This window comes from Ruegeria sp. CI8 (genome assembly GCF_056536865.1).
Window position 1 is genome coordinate 1,102,198 of sequence record NZ_JBQFQL010000001.1, and the last position, 22,062, is coordinate 1,124,259.

Annotated in this window: 25 protein-coding genes; 20 read left to right on the forward strand and 5 right to left on the reverse strand. The window is 60.6% G+C overall.

The genetic code is table 11. The features are described 5' to 3' along the window. Positions 1 to 19: 19 nt before the first annotated feature. The 4 genes from ACR0DA_RS05380 to ACR0DA_RS05395 all read right to left on the reverse strand — a co-directional run bounded on the left by ACR0DA_RS05380 (position 20) and on the right by ACR0DA_RS05395 (position 3,370). Positions 20 to 382, reverse strand: coding sequence for a DUF4345 family protein (locus ACR0DA_RS05380; RefSeq protein ID WP_170339292.1), 363 nt, complete (start codon positions 380 to 382; stop codon positions 20 to 22). A 64-nt stretch (positions 383 to 446) separates the two neighbouring features. Beyond that, complete coding sequence (locus tag ACR0DA_RS05385) at positions 447 to 1,097, reverse strand: hypothetical protein (RefSeq protein ID WP_480753211.1); 651 nt, start codon at positions 1,095 to 1,097, stop codon at positions 447 to 449. Positions 1,098 to 1,110: 13 nt separating this feature from the next. Continuing rightward, positions 1,111 to 2,511 (reverse strand): selenium-binding protein SBP56-related protein, encoded by a 1,401-nt coding sequence (locus ACR0DA_RS05390; RefSeq protein WP_170339288.1) that lies wholly within the window; start codon positions 2,509 to 2,511, stop codon positions 1,111 to 1,113. 127 nt (positions 2,512 to 2,638) lie between these two features. Then, positions 2,639 to 3,370 (reverse strand): FadR/GntR family transcriptional regulator, encoded by a 732-nt coding sequence (locus ACR0DA_RS05395; protein ID WP_170339285.1) that lies wholly within the window; start codon positions 3,368 to 3,370, stop codon positions 2,639 to 2,641. Between the two features lie 85 nt (positions 3,371 to 3,455). Between ACR0DA_RS05395 and ACR0DA_RS05400 the strand changes: the two genes are divergently transcribed. From ACR0DA_RS05400 to ACR0DA_RS05485, 18 genes are all read left to right on the forward strand, one after another. Continuing rightward, positions 3,456 to 4,247, forward strand: coding sequence for a DUF2182 domain-containing protein (locus ACR0DA_RS05400; protein ID WP_480753213.1), 792 nt, complete (start codon positions 3,456 to 3,458; stop codon positions 4,245 to 4,247). A 4-nt stretch (positions 4,248 to 4,251) separates the two neighbouring features. Beyond that, complete coding sequence (locus ACR0DA_RS05405) at positions 4,252 to 4,956, forward strand: DUF1326 domain-containing protein (protein ID WP_170371106.1); 705 nt, start codon at positions 4,252 to 4,254, stop codon at positions 4,954 to 4,956. After that, on the forward strand, positions 4,956 to 5,483 hold the full coding sequence (locus ACR0DA_RS05410; protein WP_170339281.1) for a DinB family protein: 528 nt from the start codon (positions 4,956 to 4,958) through the stop codon (positions 5,481 to 5,483). The genes ACR0DA_RS05405 and ACR0DA_RS05410 overlap by 1 nt, the downstream gene beginning before the upstream one ends. Further along, a complete protein-coding gene (locus ACR0DA_RS05415; protein WP_170367073.1) occupies positions 5,484 to 6,587 on the forward strand; it encodes a dimethylsulfoniopropionate demethylase in 1,104 nt (367 codons plus the stop codon). 88 nt (positions 6,588 to 6,675) lie between these two features. Then, complete coding sequence (gene acuI, locus ACR0DA_RS05420) at positions 6,676 to 7,671, forward strand: acryloyl-CoA reductase (RefSeq protein WP_170339277.1); 996 nt, start codon at positions 6,676 to 6,678, stop codon at positions 7,669 to 7,671. Between the two features lie 183 nt (positions 7,672 to 7,854). Further along, entirely contained in the window at positions 7,855 to 8,418 is a 564-nt protein-coding gene (frr, locus tag ACR0DA_RS05425) for a ribosome recycling factor (protein ID WP_170338696.1), read from the forward strand. Positions 8,419 to 8,427: 9 nt separating this feature from the next. Then, positions 8,428 to 9,159 carry a polyprenyl diphosphate synthase gene (uppS, locus tag ACR0DA_RS05430; protein WP_170357748.1) on the forward strand — a complete coding sequence of 244 codons (732 nt, stop codon included), beginning with the start codon at positions 8,428 to 8,430 and terminating at the stop codon, positions 9,157 to 9,159. Next, entirely contained in the window at positions 9,156 to 9,938 is a 783-nt protein-coding gene (locus tag ACR0DA_RS05435) for a phosphatidate cytidylyltransferase (RefSeq protein ID WP_170338692.1), read from the forward strand. Before uppS ends, ACR0DA_RS05435 begins: the two co-directional genes overlap by 4 nt. Next, the gene (dxr, locus tag ACR0DA_RS05440) at positions 9,938 to 11,110 is read left to right on the forward strand and encodes a 1-deoxy-D-xylulose-5-phosphate reductoisomerase (protein ID WP_170445838.1); all 1,173 of its coding nucleotides are present in this window, start codon (positions 9,938 to 9,940) and stop codon (positions 11,108 to 11,110) included. The genes ACR0DA_RS05435 and dxr overlap by 1 nt, the downstream gene beginning before the upstream one ends. A gap of 4 nt (positions 11,111 to 11,114) precedes the next feature. Then, positions 11,115 to 12,467 carry an RIP metalloprotease RseP gene (gene rseP, locus ACR0DA_RS05445; RefSeq protein ID WP_480753216.1) on the forward strand — a complete coding sequence of 451 codons (1,353 nt, stop codon included), beginning with the start codon at positions 11,115 to 11,117 and terminating at the stop codon, positions 12,465 to 12,467. Positions 12,468 to 12,570: 103 nt separating this feature from the next. Next, a complete protein-coding gene (locus ACR0DA_RS05450) occupies positions 12,571 to 12,699 on the forward strand; it encodes a hypothetical protein (protein WP_254920122.1) in 129 nt (42 codons plus the stop codon). Between the two features lie 127 nt (positions 12,700 to 12,826). Then, complete coding sequence (bamA, locus tag ACR0DA_RS05455) at positions 12,827 to 15,187, forward strand: outer membrane protein assembly factor BamA (RefSeq protein WP_170363502.1); 2,361 nt, start codon at positions 12,827 to 12,829, stop codon at positions 15,185 to 15,187. Between the two features lie 5 nt (positions 15,188 to 15,192). Next, complete coding sequence (locus ACR0DA_RS05460; protein ID WP_170600592.1) at positions 15,193 to 15,777, forward strand: OmpH/Skp family outer membrane protein; 585 nt, start codon at positions 15,193 to 15,195, stop codon at positions 15,775 to 15,777. 72 nt (positions 15,778 to 15,849) lie between these two features. Then, on the forward strand, positions 15,850 to 16,323 hold the full coding sequence (gene fabZ, locus ACR0DA_RS05465) for a 3-hydroxyacyl-ACP dehydratase FabZ (RefSeq protein WP_170339263.1): 474 nt from the start codon (positions 15,850 to 15,852) through the stop codon (positions 16,321 to 16,323). Continuing rightward, positions 16,320 to 17,105: an acyl-ACP--UDP-N-acetylglucosamine O-acyltransferase gene (gene lpxA, locus ACR0DA_RS05470; protein WP_170339261.1), complete on the forward strand. Its 786-nt coding sequence runs from the start codon at positions 16,320 to 16,322 to the stop codon at positions 17,103 to 17,105. Before fabZ ends, lpxA begins: the two co-directional genes overlap by 4 nt. A gap of 4 nt (positions 17,106 to 17,109) precedes the next feature. Next, the gene (locus ACR0DA_RS05475; protein WP_480753218.1) at positions 17,110 to 17,904 is read left to right on the forward strand and encodes an LpxI family protein; all 795 of its coding nucleotides are present in this window, start codon (positions 17,110 to 17,112) and stop codon (positions 17,902 to 17,904) included. Continuing rightward, positions 17,904 to 19,061 carry a lipid-A-disaccharide synthase gene (gene lpxB, locus ACR0DA_RS05480; RefSeq protein ID WP_480753219.1) on the forward strand — a complete coding sequence of 386 codons (1,158 nt, stop codon included), beginning with the start codon at positions 17,904 to 17,906 and terminating at the stop codon, positions 19,059 to 19,061. The genes ACR0DA_RS05475 and lpxB overlap by 1 nt, the downstream gene beginning before the upstream one ends. Next, positions 19,061 to 19,645, forward strand: coding sequence for a hypothetical protein (locus ACR0DA_RS05485; protein ID WP_174820234.1), 585 nt, complete (start codon positions 19,061 to 19,063; stop codon positions 19,643 to 19,645). The genes lpxB and ACR0DA_RS05485 overlap by 1 nt, the downstream gene beginning before the upstream one ends. On the opposite strand, the gene mnmA is transcribed toward ACR0DA_RS05485, so the two are convergent. After that, entirely contained in the window at positions 19,639 to 20,784 is a 1,146-nt protein-coding gene (mnmA, locus tag ACR0DA_RS05490) for a tRNA 2-thiouridine(34) synthase MnmA (protein ID WP_480753221.1), read from the reverse strand. The two genes, ACR0DA_RS05485 and mnmA, sit on opposite strands and share 7 nt — an antisense overlap. 130 nt (positions 20,785 to 20,914) lie before the next feature. Between mnmA and sciP the strand changes: the two genes are divergently transcribed. Continuing rightward, positions 20,915 to 21,208 (forward strand): CtrA inhibitor SciP, encoded by a 294-nt coding sequence (sciP, locus tag ACR0DA_RS05495; RefSeq protein ID WP_170338674.1) that lies wholly within the window; start codon positions 20,915 to 20,917, stop codon positions 21,206 to 21,208. A gap of 84 nt (positions 21,209 to 21,292) precedes the next feature. Beyond that, entirely contained in the window at positions 21,293 to 22,009 is a 717-nt protein-coding gene (ctrA, locus tag ACR0DA_RS05500; RefSeq protein WP_170339250.1) for a response regulator transcription factor CtrA, read from the forward strand. Positions 22,010 to 22,062: the final 53 nt, after the last annotated feature.

A 22,062-nucleotide genomic window follows, 5' to 3' on the forward strand; every position in this document is an offset into this window, starting at 1 on the left:
TGGCGATTTTTCCAACCTTTCACGCGGGCTTGAAGAGGTTGGCTGCGATCAGCCAGATCGCCAGCACCAGCTCGATTCCGCCGAAGGTCAACGCTTTGGCCAACGGTGGATTGTCCAGCAGTACGGACACGAACCGACCCAGCGCCGCGCCGCCATAGACCACGCCCAACATCGCGTAGGCCATCGGGTGGTTCAGCCACAATACAGCTATGCCGGTCACGACAAACAGCCCGCCGACCGAGGCCCGCATCTCGCTGAGGCCCATCGTGCTGTTGGTGGGCGCAAGGTCCAGCGAGGCCGCCGTCCAGGCCGGAGCCAGAAAGCCGAACAGGCCAAAGCCGATGGTCAGAAGGGCTGCGATGATGTTGAGTGTTCCGGTCATGGGGGCCTCGCTTTTCAAATGCCTGCCCGTCGAACCTAATCTGTTTCGGTGCAGGGGGAAGACCTCAGATTGCGGCCCAGAGGCCGAGCACCCCCACAAGGATCAGGCTGAGCGCCCAGACCATTTCCAGGTTGAACCAGCTGCGAGACAGAAACTGCAGGCCCAGCCAGCGATAGACCGCGAAGGCCAGCGCACCGCCGCCCAGCATCATAGCGCCCGTATGGACCGCGGCCACAGCCAGAACCAGCAGGCCATTGGTGCCCATGATCTCTGACACGGCTCTGTGGCCGGTATCCAGCTCGTCCAGCCCGCACAGGCCCAGATAGATCGGGACCAGCATCAGCGCCGCACCATGCGCCAACGCCACCAGAAACGACCACAGCGCCAACCGACTGGGCGGTACGCGCGCCAGAAACCGTGGGTGGCGCCGGGTGATCGCGATGTAGAGGCCCATAGCGATCACGATCAGGGCCGCTCCGATCCGGATTTCGCGCTGATAGTCTACAAGGATGGTCATCAGCGCAAAGGGCAGCAACACACTCAGCATCGCCACGAAATGCCCGCCCGCCAGCGCTGCCAACGCGCGCCAGAGGGCGGATTGGCGTTGCTCCATCAATGCGGCCGACACGGCCAACGGCCAGCCCATACCGGGGTTCAACCCGTGATAAGCGCCGCTCAGAACAACGGCCAGCCAGAGGCCGGCCGTCGATGTCATCAAGGCGTCCAATTCAGACCGAAGGGTAGCAGAAACTGTCGGTGGAGCAGTCTCCTCCCTCAAGCCGGATCTGGTGGCTGCGATACCCTTTCGGGAAATCCACCCAGAAATCCTTGTCCAGTGTCAGGCCGCCTTTTTCGCCCACATCCGCCTTGACCATCGCAGCGCCGCGATCGCCGGGATAGAATTGGTCATCCCACGTGGAATAAAGCGAATTGGTCCAGTAGACGCGTTTGCCGTCACGGCTGATCTCGACCATCTGCGGGCCATAACCAAAGTCCTTGCCGTTGGGATGCTTGGTTTTCTTGACGATTCCGCCGATCTCGACCTTGCCGGCCAGCTTGGGCTTCATCGGGTCCGAAACATCGTATTGGTGCATTTCACCGGTGCCCCAACACGCGACGTACAGGTATTTGTCGTCCAGACTCAGGTCGATGTCGGTGACCAGAGGAGGCACCGCCGAGAACCCTTTGAGCAGATCGGGAAGATCATCCGGATCAGCGGGTTGCGGGTCGATCATGATGGTCTTTTTGGCCTCGAAACTGCCATCCTTGTTGCGCCACCAGGTAAAGATCGCACCCTGAAGGTTGGTGGTGTCGACCACCACGCCGCAGAACCCGTATTGCTTGACCGGGTCATGCGCCGGCCGGATTTCCAGCGCCATCTGGTGGTTCTCGCCCAAGTCGATGGTCTGGATGTTGGTGCGGTCGCGCAGGTTCCAGAAATGGATCCGGTGGCCATATTTGTTCGACAGAAGATCTTCGGCCACGATCCCGTTTTCGAATTGCGGGGGCAGACCCCATTCGGAACTGACCATGTAGTCCCGCGGCAGGTTCCACCAGAAATCATAGTGCTTGTCCTGCACGCCGCGCTCGATCTCGTAACGCCCGATGATGTCGAAGGTCTCGCAATCCATGATGAAGATGCCCGGAGGTCCATCGGTGCCATCCGGTCCGCCACCGCCCAAGGTGCTGACATAGATACCTTCGGGTCCGCAATGGATCGTGTGGGGGCGGGAATACCCCGTCTTTGCAAAGACTTCTTCGGGCTCGATGATCTTGTGGATTTTGGCCTTCAGCGGCTCTTTCACGTCAATCACGTAGATCCGGCTGGAACGGATACCGGGGATGATCAGGTACCGGCGCTCAAGAAAAGCGTGGCCGGTCAGCGGAGACAGGGCCGAGGAGCAGGCGTTCCATCCGAAATGGTGAAACTCGTCGCCCTTGTTGGGCATCATCACCTTGTGAACGATCTTTCCGTAATCGCCCGAAGTTGGGTCGACATTCACAACCGCCAAGCCATCGGGCTGCGAAAAATCGGGGCTGAGCATCAGCGTGAAGGCCAAGGTTTCGGGCGGGGCCTCCATGGCCATCTTGGCGGATGGATAGAATGTTGGATCCGGTCTTTTGTTCATAACGTCCTCCCGTAAGTCATTGAAAATCAAATTTATTGAGAGTGCCGGTCTTCCCGCCGGATGATGGTCTGCCTGCTCGAGTGTCCTTTCCGTTGATGTGATGCGTCAAGAAGAATTCAGAGTGTCTTCAGGCCGGTTTCCGCCGACGTTCGGCCACATCATGGGCCAGGCGGCGTGTGTAGGTTTCCAGCTCGACCAGAGCAGCGTCGACTGTTTCGGCGTCCTGCGCCTCCAGCGCGTCGGCGATCTTGCTGTGAAGGCGGATGATCTCCTCGCGCGAGCGGGCGGTGAAGGTGATCATGTTCATCAGGGGCTGCATCGCCTCGACCGCGCCGGCCAGTTGATAAGACAGGACAGGGTTGCCCGCACCATCGACCAGCGCCCGGTGAAAGGCCACGTCCGAGGCGCAGAAGGCCTCATCCGTCAGACCGGGCTGCGCCTGACGGAAGATTTCCGCGCGCATGGTGGCCAATTGATCGGCGGTGCGCCGCTGGGCCGACAGGCGCGCGCAGGCACGTTCCAACGCATAGCGGGCCTCGCAAGCGGTGTCGAAGCTGACCTCGTTCATCGACAGCAACAGCGTCGAAGTCGTGATCTGCTGAGAATAGGCGTCCTGGAAACTCAGCCGGTTGACGAAGGCACCCCCCGTCGCGCCGCGCTGGGTACGGATCAGCGATTGCGCCGCCAGCCGTTTCAGCGCCTCGCGCACGGTGGGGCGCGACACCTGGAACTGGTCCGCAAGCTCGGATTCCGAGGGCAGGCGCTCGTCCACGATCAGCTCTCCTGATACGATGGCATCGCGGATGGCCTGGGCGATCTGCGCGGACAGGTCGGTGCTTTTCTGGGGATCGATTTTCATCTTCTGCAGGCCGCCGTGAAAAATCTATTTGTCTGACATTTAAAAGTCTGACATTTGAAAAGCAAGCACCGAGTCGGGAGGGAACATGAGTCGGGCACTTCTACGCAGCGGTTTGTGGCTGGGCTTTTTCGTCCTGATCCTGTGGGCCTGGTGGGTGATGTACACCATGAGCCGCGACATGGGCGTCGATTGGATTGGTCGACCCGGCCCAATGGCCGAAGCGATGCGTGCGATGGATCCCCGCATGGAAATGTACATGCCGATGGCCGAGTTCGGCCCGCTGTTCGTGATGTGGGCGATCATGATGGCCGCGATGATGCTTCCGACGCTGGTTCCAACACTGAGAAGCTATGAGGATTTGATCCAGAGCGCCAATGGAACAAGGCTTGGGTGGGTCGGCGTTCTGTTGGGCTATTTCGTGGTCTGGGCCGGGTTCGCCGCGTTGATCACAGGTGTTCAGCTGGCGTTGCTGTTCGGGGGCGTGATCGACATGCTGGGCATTGCCAAGTCTCCGCTTTTTGCCGCCGGTCTTCTGATTGCCGTCGGTGCCTTTCAATTCACGCGCGCCAAGGAGGTGTGCCACGGGGTGTGTCATGCACCCATGACCTATTTCCTTGGACACTGGCGCACCGGCTTCTCTGGCGGTCTGCGCTTGGGGCTGGGGCTGGGCGCCTTTTGTGTCGGCTGCTGCTGGGGGTTCATGGCGCTTGGCTTTGTCGGAGGCGTGATGAGCCTGCTGTGGATGGGTTTGGCGACCCTGTTCATGGTGTTGGAGAAATTGCCCCAGATCGGTCATGTTCTGACACGGCCGCTGGGCTTCGCTTTGATTGCAGGTGGCCTTGGGCTGCTGATCTACCCAATTGCATACGGAGGATAAGCCGATGGCAAAAAACAGAAAACCCGATGCCGACAAGCTGCCGGTCAGTCAGCGAATTGACAGCCGGATGCCCAATCCCAAGCGCCGCGAGATGAGCCCCACGGACTGGACCATCAAGGGTGAGCTTATCCTGAACTGCTCGTGCGACGTGTTCTGCCCCTGCGTGGTTTCGCTGGGGGCGCACCCTCCCACCGAAGGGCATTGTCATGCGTGGATGGGTGTGATCATCGACGAGGGACACTATGAAGGTGAGGACCTGTCGGGTCTGAACGTTGGTCTGCTGGTCGATATTCCCGGCCGGATGGGCGAAGGCCAGTGGAAGGTCGCCGCGTACGTGGATGAGCGCGCAAGTGGCAAGGCGTACAACGGCCTGTTGCAGATTTTCAGCGGGCAGGCCGGTGGCACCACTGGGCTGTTCACGATGCTGGTGAGTGAAATCATCGGCGCCGAGCGTGCTCCGGTGCAGATCGAGCGCGACGGCAACAAACGCCGCATCGTCATCGGCCGCAAGATCCAGGGTGAGATCGAGATGCTGGCAGGCAAAGATCCCGAGCATCCGGTCATGGTGTCCAATTCCAAGTATTGGATGGGTCCGGACATCATCGTGGCGCGTGGCACCAAGTCGAAGGTGCGCGACTATGGTCGTGTCTGGGATTTCGGCGGCAAATCTGCCGAAATCTGCCCGATCGACTGGCACGGACCCAAGTGATGATCACCGGCGCCTATGCTCGGCAGATGGCCCGCTATAACCGCTGGCAGAACAGCCAGTTGGCGGGTTTTCTTCAAGAGCTTTCTCCCGAGGAGTTGACCCGGGAACGCGGCGCGTTTTTCGGGTCGATCTTGGGGACTGCCAACCATCTGCTGTGGGGCGACTGGATCTGGATGTCCCGGTTCGACAAAGGTCCGGGGCCTGAAAGCAATCCGCACCGCAAGGGCGGCGGTATTCACGAAAGCGTCCACCTGTGCCCGGATCTGGCGCACTGGCTGCCGCTGCGCGAGACCATCGATGCCCGGATCGATGCTTGGGTTGATACTCTGGGCGACGAGCCAATCTCGGGCCCGTTCACATGGTATTCCGCCGCAAAAGAAGAAAACATTACATTACCTTACGCCGTGTGTGTGATGCATTTTTTCAATCATCAAACGCATCACCGGGGACAAATCCACAAAATGCTGACCGAGGCCGGGTCTGGGGCCCCGGTCAGTGATCTCGTTTTCTTGCCCGAGGAGGTCTAAGTGCCACAGATTTCTTTGTCGCGCCGGCTGCGGCGCACGCCGTTCTCCGACGGGGTCGAGGCGGCCGGTGTCAAAGGTTATACCGTGTACAACCGGATGTTGCTGCCCACGGTATTTGAAAGCGTCGAGGCCGACTATCGGCATCTCAAAACCCACGTGCAGGTCTGGGACGTATCATGCGAGCGGCAGGTCGAACTGCGCGGTCCCGATGCGGCGCGGCTGATGCAGATGCTGACCCCGCGCGACCTGCGCGGCATGCTGCCGGGCCAGTGCTACTATGTGCCGATCGTGGACGAAACCGGGGGAATGCTGAACGATCCCGTGGCGGTGAAACTGGCGGATGACCGCTGGTGGATTTCGATCGCAGACAGCGATTTGCTGTTGTGGGTCAAAGGCTTGGCCAACGGATATCGGCTGGATGTTCTGGTGGATGAACCAGACGTGTCGCCCTTGGCGGTGCAGGGACCCAACTCGGATGACCTGATGGCGCGGGTCTTTGGCGACCGGGTGCGTGATATCCGCTTCTTCAAGTTCGACATGTTCCAGTTCGAGGGGCGTGATCTGGCGATTGCGCGGTCGGGCTATTCCAAACAGGGCGGGTTCGAGATCTATGTCGAAGGCGGCGACGTCGGCATGCCCTTGTGGAATGCGCTTTTTGCCGCCGGAGAGGACCTGCAGGTTCGGGCGGGCTGCCCCAACCTGATCGAGCGGATCGAGGGCGGGTTGCTGTCTTACGGCAATGACATGACCGATGACAACACGCCCCATGAATGCGGGTTGGGCAAGTTCTGCAACACGCATACGGCCATTGGCTGCATCGGGCGGGATGCGCTGTTGCGGGTGGCCAAAGAGGGGCCGGTTCAGCAAATCCGTCCGATCGCGATCGAGGGCGACGCGGTGCCCCCCTGCGATCGGCCGTGGCCGGTCTATGGCGGCGGCAAGCGTGTGGGCCAGGTGACCTCGGCCACCTGGTCGCCGGATTTTCAAACCAACGTGTCGATCGGTATGCTACGGCTGAGCCATTGGGATCCGGGAACGCAGGTTGAAGTCGAAACGCCGTCTGGAATGCGGACTGCAATCGTGCAGGACAAGTTCTGGATTTGAGCCGGGAAGAGCGCGCGGGACGCGCCCGGGAAGCATTTGGGCCAGATGAGAAATCGCTCGGGCCACGGTCAATGAAAGGAATCGGAATATGTTCAACGCGTTGGTGATGGAAAAGGACGAGGAAAGCGGACTGGCCAGCCCGGTGATCAAGCAGATCTCGGAAGATGACTTGCCGCATGGTGAAGTACGTGTGGCCGTCGAGTTCTCGACCGTCAACTACAAGGATGGTTTGTGCATGTCGCCCAAGGGCGGCGGCCTGGTCCGAAATTATCCGCATGTGCCCGGGATCGACTATGCTGGAACTGTCGAAGAATCCTCGGACGACCGGTACAAACCCGGCGACAAGGTCGTGCTGACCGGTTGGCGCGTGGGTGAGGCGCATTGGGGCGGATACGCCCAGAAGGCCAGCGCGCTGGCCGACTGGCTCGTCCCTCTGCCCGAGGGGTTGAGCACGCGCCGGGCCATGGCCGTGGGAACTGCCGGTTTTACCGCGATGCTGGCGGTGATGGCGCTGGAAGATCACGGTCTGACGCCCGACCGCGGGCCGGTTCTGGTAACCGGTGCAGCCGGGGGCGTCGGCTCGGTTGCCACGGCGATTTTGGCCAATCTGGGATACGAAGTTGCGGCAGTGACCGGGCGGCCTGAAACCGAAGGCTATCTGAAGGCGCTTGGTGCGACGTCGATCGTGCCGCGTGACGAGTTGAACGAAACCACCAAACGTCCGCTGGAAAGCGAAACCTGGGCTGGCTGCGTTGATGCCGTCGGGGGCGCAATGCTGGCGCGCGTTCTGGGTCAGATGAAGTATGGCGCCTCAGTGGCAGCGGTCGGTCTGGCCGGTGGCGCGGGCTTGCCGGCGACCGTCATTCCGTTCCTGCTGCGCGGAGTCAACCTGTTGGGTATCGACAGCGTGATGCAGCCGTTCGACAACCGACTGCGGGCCTGGCAGCGGGTGGCTTCGGATCTGCCGATGGACAAGCTGGAAGCGATGATTCAGCCGGCCACTCTGAATGATCTTCCGAAGCTGGGTGCCGACATCCTCAACGGTCAGGTCAAGGGACGCGTGGTCGTTGACCTGAACGCCTGAGCCTTGGTTTTTTCTGTGCCAGACCGGCCCGCCACAGGGTCGGTCTTTTTTGTTTGGGGGATCGGGTTTTTCGCGGAAACAACTCTGGTCATTGCCACATTTCCCGATCATGATTGCTATACATCCCAGGTGCGATGGCGTAAGAGCCATTCCAACATCACCTGAAGACGGGGAGTGAGCAGCATGTCTGACGATTTTGAACTGGACACCGATGATTTGAAACGCCGCATGGATGGCGCGATGGCCAACCTCAGAACCGAATTCGCGTCGCTGCGCACCGGGCGTGCGTCGGCTTCGATGCTCGAGCCGGTTATGGTGGATGCGTATGGGTCGATGACACCGATCAACCAGGTCGGCACTGTAAACGTTCCCGAGCCGCGCATGGTCACCGTGAATGTTTGGGACAAGTCTTTGGTCGGCAAAGTGGAAAAGGCGATCCGGGAAAGCGGACTGGGCATCAACCCGCAGCTGAACGGAACGATCATCATGCTGCCTATCCCCGAGCTGAACGAAGAGCGCCGCCGCGAGCTGGGCAAAGTGGCCGGGCAATACGCCGAACACGCCCGCGTTGCCATTCGCAACGTGCGCCGCGATGGCATGGATCAGATCAAGAAAGCCAAGGCCGACGGCCTGTCGGAAGACGATCAGAAGTTCTGGGAAACCGAGGTTCAGGAACTGACCGACCAGATGATCAAGGCCGTAGATGCGGCCCTTGAGGCCAAGCAGGCCGAAATCATGCAGGTTTGAGCGCAAGCCATGCCCGCTGATCCCCAAAACGAGCCCCCCTGTGGACCGCGTCACGTGGCCATCATCATGGATGGCAACGGTAGGTGGGCCCAGGCGCGCGGCCGGCCACGGCTGTACGGGCATCACGCCGGTGCCCGTCGGGTGCGCGAAGTGGTCGAAGCCTGCCCGGGGCTGGGGATCAAGTACCTGACGATTTTTGCCTTCTCGACGGAAAACTGGAAACGGACCCAGGTCGAGGTTGCCGGTTTGATGAGCCTGTTCAAGCGCTACATCATCAAGGAAACCCGAACACTGGCCCAAAACGGTATCCGTGTCCGATTCATCGGCGACAGGGTGCGGCTGGATGCCAAACTGATCGAGTTGATGGACACGCTGGAGCGCGAGACGTCCGACAATGACCTTGTCCACCTGACCGTCGCTCTCAACTATGGTGGTCGGGACGAAGTGGCCCGGGCAACCAAGCGGCTGGCGCGGGACGTTGCCGCAGGCAACTTGCGGCCAGAAGATGTCGACGAGGAAACGCTGCCCAGATATCTGGACACGCGCGTCCTGCCTGACCCCGATCTGGTCATTCGCACCAGCGGCGAGGCGCGGATATCGAATTTCCTTCTCTGGCAATCCGCTTACTCGGAATACGAATTCATCGACACGCTCTGGCCCGACTTCACCGCGGCCGAGCTGGAACGGCTGTGCAAGAGCTTCGGGTCGCGCGAACGCCGGTTCGGAGCAGTTCCGGCATGACGGACGGCCGATGGTCCGACCTCACCACCCGGGTGTTGTCTGCCCTGGTACTGGTCGCTATTGGAGCGGTCGAGGTTTGGCTGGGCGGACTATGGTTCGAGACATTTGTTGCCGCAGCGTGCGGTCTGATGACCTGGGAACTGGTTCGCATGATCGATTCCGATCGGATGGGCGTCGCGGTTCAGTTGGGAATCCTGACCGGCGTTGCCGTCATGCTCAGCTATCATGTTCCGCCGCTCTACAAACTGCCCTTTCTGATCGCGCCCGCACTGGTCGGGGCAGGGCAGGTCTCGCACTCACGCGGGATCTACGTGCTGTTTGCCATGTGGATTGCCTGTGCGGGTTACGGGTTTATCCAGATCCGCGAGACGATGGGGTTTGGCTGGATGGTCTGGTTGATCCTGGTCGTCGTTGCCACGGACGTAGCTGGGTACTTCGTGGGAAAGACGTTCGGTGGCCCGAAGTTCTGGCCGCGGGTCAGCCCCAAGAAAACCTGGTCGGGCACGGCGGGCGGCTGGGTGGCAGCCGCGCTGGTGGGCGCAGCCGTTGCCGCGTATGCCGGGTTTGGCTATCGGTTTGTTTTGGTTTCGGTCCTGGCCTCGATGGCCAGCCAGGCCGGTGATATCGTGGAAAGCGCCGTCAAGCGGCGATTCGGGGTCAAAGACAGCTCGAACCTGGTGCCAGGACATGGCGGTTTTCTGGATCGATTTGACGGCATGATGGGTGCATCGCTGATGGTTCTGATCGCGTCGCTGGTCTATTCGCCTGGGGAAATCTGATGCGAAAGGTTTCGATATTCGGCGCGACCGGATCGATTGGCCAGAATACGATCGATCTGATTGCTCGGGCCCCGGAGGATTACAAGGTGGTCGCCGTCACCGGCGGGGCGAATGTCCGGCAGTTGGCGCAGGACGCCCGCCGGCTGGGCGCTGAAGTGGCAGTAACCGCCTTTGACCAGCATCTGGATGATCTTCGTGATGCATTGTCCGGCACAGGGATCGAGGCTGCCGCGGGCGCAACCGCGCTGATCGAAGCGGCCGCTCGCCCGGCAGACTGGGTCATGTCCGCCATTGTTGGCTCGGCCGGTTTGGCGCCGGGGCTTGAGGCTTTGAAGCAAGGCGCGACCCTGGCCTTGGCAAACAAGGAAACGCTGGTGTGTGCCGGCCCGCTTGTTCTGGAAACCGCGGAACGCCATGGCGCGCGTCTGCTGCCTGTCGACAGCGAACATTCGGCGGTCTTTCAGGCGCTTGTGGGTGAAGACATGGATGCGGTCGAGCGCATCATCATCACTGCCAGCGGCGGCGCCTTTCGCGACTGGCCGGTCGAGAAGCTGGCCGGCGCCACGGTCGAGCAAGCTTCGAGCCACCCCAATTGGGACATGGGTCAGCGGATAACGATCGACAGCGCCTCGATGTTCAACAAGGCGCTGGAAGTAATCGAGACCAAAGAGTTTTTCGGGATCAACGCTGAACGGATCGAGGTTGTGGTTCACCCGGAATCCATCGTGCATGCTCTCGTCGGATTTCGCGATGGCGCAGTGATGGCGCATTTGGGCGCGCCTGATATGCGGCATGCGATCGGCTATGCACTGCATTGGCCCGAAAGGCGCGACCTGCCGGTGCCGCGCCTGGACCTGGCCAAGTTGGGCCAGCTGCGTTTTCGTGATCCGGACCCGGCGCGTTACCCGGCCCTGCGGCTGGCCCGCGAGGTCATGCAGCGCGGTGGCCTGTCAGGCGCGATCTTCAACGCCGCCAAGGAGCGTGCGTTGGATCATTTCATCGGTCAACGCATCGGCTTTCTGGACATGACCGACGCCGTGGCCGCCGTTCTGGGCCGTTTCGACGATGCAGGCGGCCTTATTGATGCCCCTTTGACCCTTGATAACGTCCTGAAAACGGACCATCTGGCACGTCAATGGGTGGATGACGCCGTACTACGAAGAGCAGGATAGAATTTTGGACATACTCTCGCTGATCCCGCAATTTGGTGGGCTGGTCTATACGATTGCCGCATTCGTCGTGGCGCTGTCCGTCATCGTGGCGGTGCATGAATACGGGCATTACATCGTTGGCCGCTGGTCGGGGATCCATGCCGAGGTGTTCTCGTTGGGTTTTGGTCCGGTGCTTTGGAGCCGAATGGACAAACGCGGCACCAAATGGCAGATCGCTCTGCTGCCTTTTGGCGGTTACGTGAAATTCCTGGGCGATGCCAATGCGGCCTCGGGCAAGGACGCCGAGACGATGGCCGAAATCACCACGCAAAGCCCCGAGGAATTGCGTCGGACGATGCATGGCGCACCGCTTTGGGCGCGGACTGCCACGGTTGCAGCCGGGCCGGTCTTCAATTTCGTTCTGTCGATCCTTGTCTTCGGTTTGATCTTCTGGTCGCAAGGCGTGACGCGTGAGCCACTGACGGTCGGATCGCTGAAACCTTTGCCGGGCACCGTGCAGGAGCTTCAGGAGGGGGACGAAATCGTTGCGATCGCTAGCATTCCCACGCCTGATTTCGATCAGGAGGGGGCCTGGACCGAGTTTACCGAGGCGCTGCCGGTGCAGCCGGTTCTCGAATACACTGTCATCCGCGACGGCCAGACCCTCGACGTGTCGGCCCCGTGGCTGTTCCCGCCCTTGATCCAGCAGGTCGCCCCGCGCAGTGCTGCGATGGACATCCAGTTGCAGGCGGGCGACGTCATCACCTCGGTTGATGGCGAGCCGATTTTTGCCTTCGAACAGCTCAAGGAAAAGGTCGAAAGCTCGGACGGAAAGGTGCTTTTGCTGGACGTCTGGCGCGACGGCGCCGAGTTGGAATTTGCACTGGCGCCGCGTCGCACGGATGAACCGCAGGCGGACGGCGGTTTCAAAACCGAATGGCGGATTGGAATCGTCGGCGGCATGATGCTGGTGCCGGCGACCGAACCCGCGGGTCTCGTTGACTCGCTGCACGGCGGTGTCATCCAGACCGGCCGCATCATCGAGGGGTCGCTGTCCGGCATATGGCACATGGTCACCGGTGCGATCAGCACCTGCAACATGTCCGGACCCATTGGTATCGCGGAAACCTCAGGCGCGATGGCGAGCCAAGGGGCGCAGAGCTTCATCTTCTTCATCGCGGTTCTGTCCACTGCTGTAGGCCTGCTGAACCTGTTCCCAATCCCGGCATTGGACGGGGGCCACCTTGTTTTCTACGCCTACGAAGCAGTCGCGGGGAAACCGCCCAGCGACCGAGCTTTGCAACTGTTGATGGCGGTGGGCATCACGTTAATTCTCAGCCTCATGATCTTCTCGGTAAGCAACGACCTGTTCTGCTGATTGTGGCGGCATTGACGCGTTGCGGTCGCAAAATTGCCTCAATTCAAACCTAGTTTGTTTGGGGCAATTTTGCCGAGACATGCAATTAAGCGGGCCGTGACCAATGACCAAGGCATTGCGGAATTCCTACCGAGGCTTCAGTTTCCTGTTCGTGTTGAACTGGGACGCGTTGCTCAGCTTTGGGCTGACCGCTTTGGCACTGGCCGGCGCCGCATATCTGGCCGGTATGTGATTCCCCATACCCAGCTGAACGACCCGAGCGCGACCGATCCGGTCGCGTTTTTCGTTTGTGCTTTTGACAAGGCCCACCAGAGCGGCTACTCAACTTCTAAAGTCCGAAATTCTAGGTAGAGACAAAAATGGCTTACAGGAGAGGCGCGGGCACATCCTGCGGTACTGCGCAACCGCACGGCAACATTTTGTGGCGGGCACTAACGATTTTTTTCCTCTTTGCGGCAATGAGTTTTACGGCGGTACCGCAAGCCGCCCAAGCCCAGACCTACACGATTTCGTCGTTCGATGTTCAGGGCAACCGTCGCATTGAGACGTCCACCATCATCGCCCGGACAGGAATCACACCCGGTCAGACAGTCACTGCGGGCCAGTTGAATGACGCCTACCAGCGTTTGCTTGACAGTGGTGTTTTTGAGACAGTCGAATTGACCCCGCGCGGGAACACTCTGGTGATCGAGGTCGCCGAGTATCCGACGATCAACAAGATCAGCATCGAGGGCAATCGCCGCGTAAAGGATGACGTGTTGATCCAGGCAATCTCGTCGCAGCCGCGCCGGGTGTTCACGCCGCAGGTCGCAGAGTCCGACGCTGACAAGATCGCCGAAATCTACTCGGCGCAAGGGCGTGTGTCGGCCACTGTCATTCCGCGGATCATCCGCCGCAGCGACAACCGGGTGGATCTGGTTTTTGAAGTGGCAGAAGGCACCACGATTGAGATCGAGCGCGTCAGCTTTGTTGGAAACCGCGCCTATTCCGACCGTCGTCTGCGCCGTGTCCTTGAATCCAAGCAGGCCAACATCCTGCGTACCTTCCTGCGCGGTGACACGTTCATTGCCGACCGCATCGAATTCGACAAACAGGTTCTGCGTGATTTCTACCTGTCGCGCGGCTATGTCGATTTTCGGATCAACAGCGCCAATGTCGAGTTCACGCGGGAGCGCGACGCCTTCTATCTGGTGATGAACATCACCGAAGGTCAGAAATTCTCGTTCGGCAACATCTCGACGGTCAGCGAAATCCCGGGCGTTGATGCGGCCGAGTATCAGAAGGCCCTCAAGATCAAACCTGGTGTTACGTATTCGCCAACTCTGATTGAGAATTCGATCGCTCGGCAGGAGCGTCTTGGCCTGAAGCAGGGCGTCGACTTTCTGCGCGTTGAGCCGCGTGTGACCCGCAACGACCGTGACCTGACGCTGGACGTTCAGTTCGTGCTGACCAGAGGCCCGCGCATTTTCGTCGAACGGATCGACATCGAGGGCAACACGACCACTCTGGACCGGGTCATCCGGCGCCAGTTCGACACGGTCGAGGGTGACCCCTTCAACCCGCGCGAAATCCGGCAGAGTGCCGAACGTATCCGGGCCTTGGGTTTCTTCTCGGTCGCGGATGTGGAAACTCGCGAAGGGTCCAGCCCCAGCCAGGTGATCGTGGACGTGGATGTCCAGGAGCAGCCGACCGGTTCGCTGGCGTTGGGCGGCAGCTACTCGGTTTCCGACGGTTTCGGGATCGCCATCCGGCTTGAGGAACGGAACTTCCTCGGGCGCGGACAGGAATTTGGCCTGACGCTGTCGACTGCGCAGGACTCTGAGCAGTACGTCATCAACTTTGCCGAACCGTACCTGTTGGGCCGGAAACTGCGTTTCGATCTGGGCTTTGGCCTTTCAAGGACCAATTCCAGCTTTGCCAGCTATGACACCAAGAGCGTGTTCATCAATCCGCAGCTCAGCTATGCGATTGGCGAACTGTCCTCGTTGCGGCTGCGTTACAACTGGAACAAGTCCGAGATGTCGCAGCAGGATGACGAGGTCAACGGGGCAGTCATCGCGTCGGAAATCGCGCAAGGCAAGCGTTCGACAAGCTCGCTGGGGCTGGCCTATGTCTATGACAGCCGGCTGGGCGGCCTGAACCCGAATGCAGGTGTTCTGTTCGAGGTCGGCGTGGACGCGGCTGGCCTTGGTGGCGACAACAAGTACTTCAAGACCTCGACCCGGGCGATTGCCCAGACAAAGGTTCTGAACGAGGAAATGACGCTGCGTGCGTCCTTCGAGGCCGGCGCGCTCCATTGGCAAGGTGACGACTTCAGTCGGGCAATTGACCGTTATGTTCTGGGTCCGACAACGTTCCGCGGCTTCGAGCCGGCCGGTATCGGCCCTCGTGACCTGTCGAACGGGCAGGATGATGCGATCGGCGGCAACTACTACTGGGTCGCCCGGTTCGAGTCGGACTTCCCATTGGGGCTGCCCGAGGAACTGGGGCTGCGCGGCGGTGTCTTCTATGACATCGGCAACCTGTACAACATCAACAATGTTGATACGACGGGTGCCAATATCGTCGGCGCAGACGGGTCGATCCGTCAGGTCATCGGCGTCTCGCTGCTGTGGGATACGCCGTTCGGTCCGCTGCGGTTCAACTTCTCGCAGGCCGTGAAGAAGGAAGACTTCGACAAAGAGCAGAACTTCGACTTTACCATTCAGGCACGGTTCTGACGTCCATGGTTAAAGCAATATCGAAGTTTGCACAGGGCCCGTCACGGGCCCTGTGTGTTTTGATCTTCCTGGTGGTGTCGCTCCCAGTGGCAGCCCAGCAGTTGGGTGTACCGCAATCCGGCGTGCTGACCATCTCCAGCGACCGAATATTTACCGAGTCCGCATTCGGGCGACGGGTTTTTGATGAGATCGAAGCAGAAAGTGCTGCGCTGGCCGCTGAAAATGAACGCATCGTTGCCGAGCTGAGCCGCGAGGAAAAAGAGCTGACGCAAAAGCGCGAAGTCCTGAGCCCCGAGGAGTTCCGCCCGCTTGCAGAAGCCTTCGACCGAAAGGTCCAGTCTCACCGCGAGGGGCAACGCGCGAAACTGGATGCTCTGGCCCACCGCAGTGACGAGGCGCGCAACCAGTTCTTTGAGATGGCGCAGCCCGTGCTCGTCGACCTGCTGCGTGAAACAGGCGCATCGCTGATCATCGAACGATCCAACGTATTTCTCAGCTCGGACGCCTCGGATGTTACGGCCATCGCCATCCGCAAGATCGACGCGGCCATCGGCGACGGATCGCAGCTGGAAGAGGGCGACAAGCCATAGCGTGGCTTGCCCTTGGGTACGGGTATTGCTAACCACGCGTGAACGAGACCTCGAGAACAGGACATCCTGAAAATGACCACGGAAACCAAGAGCGCCGACATTCAGCTGATCCAGCGGATCCTGCCGCATCGCTATCCGTTCCTGCTGGTTGACAAGGTGGAAGAGATTGACGGCTATCAGTCGGCGGTTGGTATCAAGAACGTCACCATGAACGAGCCGCATTTCCAGGGCCATTTCCCCGGAACGCCGATAATGCCCGGCGTGACCATCGTCGAAGCGATGGCGCAAACCGCAGGTGTTATGCTGGGCGTCGGCATGGATGTCATCGACAGCGAGCTGCTGATCTATTTCATGAATATCGACAAGTGCAAATTCCGACGCAAAGTGGTGCCGGGTGACGTGCTGAAAATGCATGTCGAAACCGTGCGCGGCAAGAAGGGCGGCAAGATCTTCAAGTTCAGCGGCCGTGCGACCGTTGACGGCGAAGTGGCGGCCGAGGCCGAGTTCTCGGCCTATGTCGATTGGGATATGGAAAAAACAGCATGAGCCGAATTCATCCCAGCGCGATCATTGAAGACGGCGCTCAGATCGGCCAGGACTGCGTAATCGGCCCGTTCTGCCATGTGGGGCCACAGGTGCGTTTGGGCGACCGAGTCGAATTGAAATCGCATGTGGTTGTCACAGGGGAGACCTCGATCGGTGACGACTGCGTCATCTTCAACTTTTCGGTGATTGGTGAAATCCCGCAGGACCTCAAGTTCGGGGGCGAAAACACCCGGCTGGAAATCGGCAAGCGAAACCGCATCCGGGAGCACGTTACGGTCAATACCGGCACCGAGGGCGGCGGCGGCGTCACTCGCATCGGCGATGACTGCCTACTGATGGCCGGGGTCCATGTGGCCCATGACGTGCAGATCGGCAACCGGGTGATCATGGTGAACCATTCCGGCGCCGCCGGCCACTGCATCATCGAGGATGACGTGATCATCGGCGGCATTTCCGGATTGCATCAATGGGTGCGCGTGGGCCGCGGCGCCATCATCGGTGCGCTGACCATGGTGCCCAACGATGTCATCCCTTACGGCCTGGTTCAGGCCTCGCGCGGCGAATTGGAGGGGCTGAACCTTGTTGGCCTGAAACGCCGCGGCGTTTCCCGCGCGGACATTTCGGCGCTGCGTGCAGCCTTTCGCGAGCTGTCCGAAGGCGAGGGCACCTTTATGGACCGCGCCAAGCGTCTGGGCGACAGCACAGACAGCGACTATGTGCGTCAGATCGTGGAATTCGTGACGGGCGAAAGCGATCGTTCGTTCCTGACACCAAGGAAATAGGATCATGCTGGCTCTGATCGCGGGAACAGGGGTTTTGCCGGACGAACTGGTTGCACACCTGCCGGAACGCCCCTTGGTTTGCGCGATGGAGGGATTTCAGCCCGACACTGTGACGCCAGACGTGACCTTCCCGCTGGAGCAGTTGGGCAGTTTTGTCGCCGAGCTCAAAGCGCGCGGCGTCACAGATGTATGCCTCGCAGGTGCGGTCCGCAGGCCAGACATAAACCCCGCCCGGATTGACGCGCAGACCATGCCCTTGGTTCCGATCATCCAGCAGGCGCTGGTGTCGGGTGACGACGGAGCCCTGCGGGCGGTGATCGGCATTTTGGAGGGCGCCGGACTGCGCGTGCGGGCCGCACACGAGATCGCTCCGGACCTGTTGCCTCCTCTCGGGTGTCTGACCCAGGCACAGCCGACCGAGGCGGAACTGGGCGATGCGAACCGGGCCGTGGGTGTCCTGCGTGCCATGGGGGCAGCGGATATCGGACAGGCTTGCGTTGTTCACAAAGGCCAAGTTCTGGTTGTCGAAGGGGCCTTCGGCACGGCCTGGATGCTGCAATCTCTGGCCGCTCGCCCTGATGCGGGCGGTGGTATTCTGTTCAAGGGCCCCAAGCCGGGCCAAGACCGACGTGCCGATCTGCCTGCCATCGGCCCCGACACCGTATCCAGCGCCGTTGCGGCCGGTTTGTCCGGCATCGTCATCGAAAAGGGTGGGGTGATCGTGTTGGACCGGCCCCAAGTGATCGCGGAATGCGACCGCCTGGGCCTGTTCCTGCACGTACATGAGCGGGCCGTCTGATGCGCGTTTTTCTGGTCGCCGGTGAACCGTCGGGCGACCGTCTGGGCGGTGCGCTGATGGAGGGGTTGAAGACCCTTGTTCCGGATATCGAATTCGACGGGGTTGGCGGGCCGCTGATGCAGGCTCAGGGTCTGGTCAGCCGCTTCCCGATGTCCGAGCTCAGCGTGATGGGCCTGGTCGAGGTTCTGCCCAAGTTCTTTCACCTCAAACGTCGCATCGCCGAAACGGCGCAGGCCGTTCTTGATACCCAGCCCGACGTTCTGATTACTATCGACAGCCCCGACTTTTCGCTGCGCGTGGCCAAGCAGGTCAAGGCGCGCAGCAATATACGCACCGTGCACTACGTCGCGCCCAGCGTCTGGGCTTGGCGCCCCAAGAGGGCGGACAAGATGGCCAAGGTCATCGACCATGTTCTGGCCCTGCTGCCGTTCGAGCCGCCCTATATGGAAAACGCCGGAATGGAGTGCGATTTCGTCGGCCACCCGGTGGCCAGCGAGCCGGTTGCAACCGACGCGCAGATCGCACAGTTCCGCGCCGATCACGGGCTGGGCGACGCGCCAATCCTGCTGGCCTTGCCCGGCTCGCGCCAGGGTGAGGTCGATCGGCTGGCGCCCGTATTCGGAGCGGCGCTTGACCTGTACCTGAAAGACCGCCCCGACATGCGAGTGGTGGTTCCGGCGGTCGCGCATGTGGCCGATACCGTGGCCGCCCATGTCCGGTCCTGGCCGGGTCAGCCGGTCGTGGTGGACCCGCGCAACATCGCCACGGATCAGGCGGTGGCCAGCAAACGTGCGGCCTTTGCCGCCGCCGAGATCGCGCTGGCCGCATCCGGCACGGTCTCATTGGAACTGGCGGCCCAGTCCACGCCGATGGTGATTGCCTATAAACTGACCTGGCTGACCCAGAAGATCGCCGAACGCATGGTCAAGCTGGATACGGTCACGCTGGTCAACCTGGTGTCCGAAACCCGGACAGTGCCGGAATGCCTGCTGGATGACTGCACGCCTGAAGCCATTTCCGCCGCGCTTGCCTCCGTGTCGGCCGCGCCGGACGCGCAGGAACAGGCTATGGCCATCACGATGGAACGTCTCGGCCGCGGTGGCGAAGCACCCGGTCTTCGGGCCGCGCGCGCGGTGTTGGAGCGGATGACGCCGTGATGCTGGACTATGTGGTCTTTGCGGCCTCGGCCTTCATGGCGCAGGTGCTGACCAATCTCGACAACCTCATGGCTCTGGTCGCCCTGATGATCGTCACCGGTCCGCAACGCGCGGTTCTGGGGTTCCTGCTGGCACAGGGGCTTGTGATCGGCGCGGCTTTCCTGCTGGCGCTGGGGGTCGAAGATGTTGTGCCGCACTGGGCGGGCTACCTCGGCGCCATCCCTCTGGCCTTGGGGCTTTTCGGGGCCGCTCGACAGCTTCGCGGAACAAATGCGCAGGACGCGCCCGCAGTGCCGGGCAGCGCCTCGGCGCTTGTGACAATGTTGTTGTTCACAAGCCTTTCGATGGACACGTTTGCGGTCCTCGCCCCCTTGCTGGCGGACTCGACCCCCGATTTCCGGCTGGCAGGTGTGCTTGGGGCAGGACTAGCAGCGCTCTCCCTTGCGATCGTGGGGCTGATCGGCGGGCGCGCCCAGATCATGACGGGGCGCCTGGCGCAACGGCTGGAGTACCTCGTGCCTTATGTCATGGTCTGCGCCGGGCTTTATATCCTCAGCAATTCATGGACCGACGCGGTTCAGTAACCGCGCCAGATCCAGCCGCCGCCAAAGATCCGGCTGCCACCGGTTTCATAGAACACGCAGGCCTGACCGGGCGAGACGCCTTCTTCGGGCGTCAGCAATTCGACCTCGGCGGTGGTGTCGGTCAGCGGGCGGATGATTGCCTCGCGCGGGGGGCGGGTCGAGCGGACCTTGACCGAAACATGCCAATCTTTCTGCGAGGTGAAGGGCTCATCGCCCAGCCAGTTGATCTCGCGCACGGGAATGGTGCGGGTGGCCAGCAGTTCCTTTGGGCCGACGACGACCTGTTTGCGATCCACGTCCAGCTTGACGACATAGAGCGGCTCACTGAGCCCGCCGATGCCAAGACCGCGTCGCTGGCCGATCGTGTAGTGGATTACGCCGTCGTGCTGGCCCAGAACGCGACCGTCGGCGTGAACGATCTCGCCCGGTTCGGCCGCGCCGGGGCGCAGTTTCTCGATCACGCTGGCATAGTTGCCGTTGGGCACGAAGCAGATGTCCTGGCTGTCGGGCTTATCGGCTACGCTCAGCCCGTATTGCGCGGCCATCTCGCGGGTCGCGTCCTTGGACGGCAAATGCCCCAGCGGGAAGCGCAGGAACTCCAACTGCTCGGGCGTGGTTGAGAACAGGAAATAGGACTGGTCGCGGTTGGCATCCTCGGCGCAGTGCAATTCGGGGCCATTGGGACCCATTTTGCGCTGGATGTAATGGCCGGTCGCCATGCAGTCGGCCTCGAGATCCTTGGCGGTTTCCAACAGGTCCTTGAACTTGACGCGCTCGTTGCAGCGGATGCAGGGCACCGGAGTCGCGCCGGCCAGATAGCTGTCGGCGAACTCGTCGATCACGGCGTCCTTGAAGATGTTTTCATAATCCAGAACGTAGTGTGGAAAACCGCGCTCCTCGGCCACGCGACGGGCGTCGTGGATGTCGATCCCGGCACAGCACGCACCCTTCTTGGCCAGCGCCGCCCCGTGGTCATACAACTGCAGGGTTACGCCAACAACGTCATAACCCTGATCCGCCAGATACGCCGCCACGACTGAGCTGTCGACACCGCCCGACATGGCGACGACCACCCGCGTTTCCGACGGGGGTTTGGCAAAGCCAAGCGAGTTCAGAGGGGTCTCGGTGTCGAGGGCCATGGGCTGTTCCAGTCCGGGTTAAGAAAGACCGGCAGAATATAGGAAAATTCTACGCACTCTCAAGGGGCGGTTTCACCGCGCATTAAGTAGACTGCCGTCAGCTTTGTGGCACCAGAAAAAGGGTCGAAAGATGTATTTGCACAAAGTTGAGGGACCAAGGTCAGTTACCCTGCCGGATGGGTCTGTTTTGTCCCGAGCGGATTTGCCGCCTGCGGATACGAAACGCTGGGTCGCATCAAGAAAGGCCATTGTCGTTCGAGGCGTGCTTTATGGATTGATCTCCTTGTCGGATGCCAAGAAACGATACGGCCTGAGTGACGAAGAGTTCAACACATGGGTGTCTGCGGTCGCCGAACACGGAATCGAGGCCTTGAAAGTGACGGCGCTAAAAAAATATAGACAACCTAAAGGCGAAAGCGAATAAATGATTCAACGGTAACGTCAGATTAACCAATTGTGATCAGGGTTAACCCGAACTGGAATAGTTGACCTGAATTGGAGCAGTGCAATGCGAATTCTTCTTGTCGAGGATGATCCGACCACGTCAAAAAGCATCGAGCTGATGCTGACGCATGCCAACCTGAACGTGTATGCGACGGACCTGGGCGAAGAAGGCATAGATCTGGCCAAGCTGTATGACTACGATCTGATCCTGCTTGATCTGAACCTGCCGGATATGAACGGACATGAAGTCCTGCGTCAGTTGCGCATTGCAAGGGTTGAAACGCCGATCCTGATCCTGTCCGGAGCCGACGACACCGAAAGCAAGATCAAGGGCTTCGGTTTCGGGGCCGACGACTACCTGACCAAACCGTTCCACCGCGAGGAGTTGGTGGCGCGGATCCATGCGATCATCCGCCGATCCAAAGGTCATTCGCAATCGATTATCCGAACCGGACGAATCGCGGTCAATCTGGATGCCAAGACGGTCGAGGTCGACAATCAGGCGGTGCATCTGACCGGCAAGGAATACCAGATGCTGGAGCTCCTGAGCCTGCGCAAGGGCACGACCCTGACCAAGGAGATGTTCCTCAACCACCTTTATGGCGGCATGGACGAGCCGGAACTCAAGATCATCGACGTTTTCATCTGCAAGCTGCGCAAAAAGCTCAGCAACGCCACGGGCGGCGAGAACTACATCGAAACGGTGTGGGGCCGAGGATATGTATTGCGCGATCCCCAGACGGACACGGTGGAAAACACTCGCTTGGCCGTCGGCGCCTGAAAATCTGACCCATCTGCCACCGCGGTCCAGGGTGGCACTCGAACTCACGGCTC

Excerpts from the sequence above, each read along its gene's own strand:
- lpxA (WP_170339261.1), top strand. The coding sequence starts at position 16,320 with ATGAGCCGAATTCATCCCAGCGCGATCATTGAAGACGGCGCTCAGATC.
- ACR0DA_RS05395 (WP_170339285.1), bottom strand. The coding sequence starts at position 3,370 with ATGAAAATCGATCCCCAGAAAAGCACCGACCTGTCCGCGCAGATCGCC.
- frr (WP_170338696.1), top strand. The coding sequence starts at position 7,855 with ATGTCTGACGATTTTGAACTGGACACCGATGATTTGAAACGCCGCATG.
- uppS (WP_170357748.1), top strand. The coding sequence starts at position 8,428 with ATGCCCGCTGATCCCCAAAACGAGCCCCCCTGTGGACCGCGTCACGTG.
- bamA (WP_170363502.1), top strand. The coding sequence starts at position 12,827 with ATGGCTTACAGGAGAGGCGCGGGCACATCCTGCGGTACTGCGCAACCG.
- ACR0DA_RS05380 (WP_170339292.1), bottom strand. The coding sequence starts at position 382 with ATGACCGGAACACTCAACATCATCGCAGCCCTTCTGACCATCGGCTTT.
- sciP (WP_170338674.1), top strand. The coding sequence starts at position 20,915 with ATGTATTTGCACAAAGTTGAGGGACCAAGGTCAGTTACCCTGCCGGAT.
- lpxB (WP_480753219.1), top strand. The coding sequence starts at position 17,904 with ATGCGCGTTTTTCTGGTCGCCGGTGAACCGTCGGGCGACCGTCTGGGC.
- dxr (WP_170445838.1), top strand. The coding sequence starts at position 9,938 with ATGCGAAAGGTTTCGATATTCGGCGCGACCGGATCGATTGGCCAGAAT.
- ACR0DA_RS05410 (WP_170339281.1), top strand. The coding sequence starts at position 4,956 with ATGATCACCGGCGCCTATGCTCGGCAGATGGCCCGCTATAACCGCTGG.
- ACR0DA_RS05485 (WP_174820234.1), top strand. The coding sequence starts at position 19,061 with ATGCTGGACTATGTGGTCTTTGCGGCCTCGGCCTTCATGGCGCAGGTG.
- ACR0DA_RS05475 (WP_480753218.1), top strand. The coding sequence starts at position 17,110 with ATGCTGGCTCTGATCGCGGGAACAGGGGTTTTGCCGGACGAACTGGTT.
- ACR0DA_RS05460 (WP_170600592.1), top strand. The coding sequence starts at position 15,193 with ATGGTTAAAGCAATATCGAAGTTTGCACAGGGCCCGTCACGGGCCCTG.
- ACR0DA_RS05400 (WP_480753213.1), top strand. The coding sequence starts at position 3,456 with ATGAGTCGGGCACTTCTACGCAGCGGTTTGTGGCTGGGCTTTTTCGTC.
- ACR0DA_RS05390 (WP_170339288.1), bottom strand. The coding sequence starts at position 2,511 with ATGAACAAAAGACCGGATCCAACATTCTATCCATCCGCCAAGATGGCC.
- ACR0DA_RS05435 (WP_170338692.1), top strand. The coding sequence starts at position 9,156 with ATGACGGACGGCCGATGGTCCGACCTCACCACCCGGGTGTTGTCTGCC.
- fabZ (WP_170339263.1), top strand. The coding sequence starts at position 15,850 with ATGACCACGGAAACCAAGAGCGCCGACATTCAGCTGATCCAGCGGATC.
- acuI (WP_170339277.1), top strand. The coding sequence starts at position 6,676 with ATGTTCAACGCGTTGGTGATGGAAAAGGACGAGGAAAGCGGACTGGCC.
- ACR0DA_RS05405 (WP_170371106.1), top strand. The coding sequence starts at position 4,252 with ATGGCAAAAAACAGAAAACCCGATGCCGACAAGCTGCCGGTCAGTCAG.
- mnmA (WP_480753221.1), bottom strand. The coding sequence starts at position 20,784 with ATGGCCCTCGACACCGAGACCCCTCTGAACTCGCTTGGCTTTGCCAAA.
- ACR0DA_RS05385 (WP_480753211.1), bottom strand. The coding sequence starts at position 1,097 with ATGACATCGACGGCCGGCCTCTGGCTGGCCGTTGTTCTGAGCGGCGCT.
- ACR0DA_RS05450 (WP_254920122.1), top strand. The coding sequence starts at position 12,571 with ATGACCAAGGCATTGCGGAATTCCTACCGAGGCTTCAGTTTCCTGTTC.
- ctrA (WP_170339250.1), top strand. The coding sequence starts at position 21,293 with ATGCGAATTCTTCTTGTCGAGGATGATCCGACCACGTCAAAAAGCATC.